The sequence below is a fragment of the Actinoplanes sp. NPDC048791 genome (genome assembly GCF_040650095.1).
GTDB lineage: Bacteria > Actinomycetota > Actinomycetes > Mycobacteriales > Micromonosporaceae > Actinoplanes.
This window is the reverse complement of record NZ_JBEZGQ010001595.1, coordinates 1-1,333: the sequence shown is the minus strand read 5'-3', so window position 1 is coordinate 1,333 and position 1,333 is coordinate 1. Positions and strand designations below refer to the sequence as shown.

At 72.0% G+C, this 1,333-nt stretch carries 1 protein-coding gene; it reads right to left on the bottom strand.

Features of this window, described 5'->3' with window-relative positions:
• Positions 1-1,131 (bottom strand): glutamate--cysteine ligase (locus AB0C29_RS48805; protein WP_360835247.1); only part of this gene is annotated, 1,131 nt, incomplete at its 3' end.
• Positions 1,132-1,333: the final 202 nt, after the last annotated feature.

Genomic DNA, 1,333 nt, shown 5'->3' with positions numbered 1-1,333 from the left:
CACGACGGCCGCGACCGAGCCCCGCTGCGCCAGCAACGCCCGCTGCCGGGCCGCGCCGGTGCCGTGCGCGCGCAGCCGTCCGAGCAGGACGGTGGTCATCTCCAGGTCGCCGTGGCGTTCGAGCTCCGGGCGTACGTAGTCGAAGAGCTGGCGCATCAGTTTCCAGGCCGGCCGAGGCTCCCGGGTGGCCATGTCGATGTTGAGGCCTTCCAGCCCGTCGTGCGCGGCGCGCCAGTGCGCGGCCATCAGCAGCGGGTGCGGCACGTTCGGCGCCGTCCGGCCGTCCTCGACCTCCCGCAGCAGGGTCGCGACCAGTGCGCGGGCGAGCGCGGCCAGCAGCATCGCGTCGTCCGGGGTGGGGCAGACGTCGCCCATCCGGATCTCCACGGTCGGGTAGTTCGCCGACAGCCGGGCGTACCAGTAGAGCATTCCCTCGTCGAGCATCGCGCCGCTCGCGACCAGGTCGGAGATCATCGTCTCGTACTGCTCGTGGGACTCCAGGTACGGCGTCGGGCCGACCGTGGGCCAGCGCTCCCAGAGCATCGAGCGCCAGCTCGCGTACCCGGTGTCGCGGCCGTCGAAGAACGGCGAGTTCGCCGTCGCGGCCTGGAAGATCGGCAGCCAGGGCCGCAGGTGGTTGAGCACCTGCACGCCGGTCTCCGGGTCGGGGACGCTGACGTGCACGTGCATGCCGTTGAGACCGCCGCCGGGGGAGAGGTCACCGAAGCGCTCGCGCATCCGGTGGTAGCGGGGCTTGTCGACGATCCGGGAGTGCTCCCCGGGCGCGGGGCTCGCGCCGACCGCGACCAGCCGGGCGCCGGCGCGCTCGGTCGCGGCACCCAGCCCGGCCCGCAGCCGGGTCATCGATTCGAAGAGATCGCGCAGTTCCAGCTGGGGCGGACTGGCCGTCTCGATCTGGCTGCGCACGAACTCGTGCTGCACCGAGTCGCGGATGTCGTCGCCGAGGTGGTCGAACACCTCCTCGACGCGGTCGACCGCCCGGGGCTCGGTGGCGTCGACGAGCAGATACTCCTCCTCCACGCCGAGCGTGAGGAGTCCCTGGGCTTCCGCCTCGTCGGCCATCTCCTCGGAGATCGTTGTTGCCGTCGCCGCGCTCTCCGAAGTTGCCATGACCGCAAATTACCCGGCCGCGGTCTCCGGAAAACGAAGGTTGCGCCGCGCGCGTAGCGTTTCAGGCATGCTGCTGCTGGGGTTCTGGGTGTTCGCCGCCCTGCAGAGCCCCGCGCCCGGGTCGTCCACCCAGCTGGTGCTGGGTCTCGCGGCTGTCGCGGCCGCGCTGTTCGTGGTGCTGGCGGCCGCCGCCGTCATCCCG